This is a genomic window from Mycobacterium sp. NGS41 (genome assembly GCF_059812725.1).
This window is the reverse complement of the sequence record NZ_JCALDF010000080.1, coordinates 1-817: the sequence shown is the minus strand read 5'-3', so window position 1 is coordinate 817 and position 817 is coordinate 1. Positions and strand designations below refer to the sequence as shown.

General features: G+C 66.6%; 1 protein-coding gene. It reads right to left on the bottom strand.

The annotated features are described in order from the left end of the window. The coding region (locus AC5Y21_RS26010; RefSeq protein ID WP_499917029.1) for a ketoacyl-synthetase C-terminal extension domain-containing protein at positions 1-817 on the bottom strand (817 nt) is incomplete at both ends.

Sequence of the window (817 nt, the reverse complement as noted above, 5' to 3'; positions counted from 1 at the left end):
GGCCAACTCGTCAAGGCCGGCCAGCAAACCGTCGCGATCATGACCGACAACGACGGCCCGGTGCTCGAAAGTCGCCCGGCCCGCCAGCGACCACCCCACATCGGCAACATCAAGCTCCCGACGGGCACCGACATGCTCAGCCAACCGGGCGGCCTGAGCCTCCAACGCCGGCAACGACTTTGCCGATATCACCCACGGCACCACCGGAGCCGTGCTTTCGGCAGCGGCGGGTAGCTCCGCTGGGACCGCCTCGATAATCACATGGGCATTGGTGCCACTGATCCCAAACGACGACACCCCGGCCCGACGCGCACGGCCATCGGCCGACTCGGCCTTCCACGGCCGCGCCTCGGTCAACAACGCCACCGAACCCGCCGACCAATCCACATGCGGAGACGGCTGATCGACATGCAGCGTGGCAGGCAACACCTCGTGGCGCATCGCTTGCACCATCTTGATCACACCGGCCACCCCCGCCGCGGCCTGCGTGTGACCCATATTCGACTTCACCGACCCCAACCACAACGGCTGATTCCCCGGCTCCGCCCTCTCTTGCCCATAGGTCGCCAACAACGCCTGAGCCTCAATCGGATCGCCCAACGTCGTCCCAGTCCCGTGGCCCTCCACCACATCCACATCAGCAGCCGATAGCCCCGCATTAGCCAGCGCCGCGCGCACCACCCGCTGCTGCGACGGCCCATTAGGCGCAGTCAACCCATTCGACGCACCATCCTGATTCACCGCCGAACCACGCACCACCGCCAACACCGGATGCCCCAACCGCCGCGCATCCGACAACCGCTCCACGACGAGCATC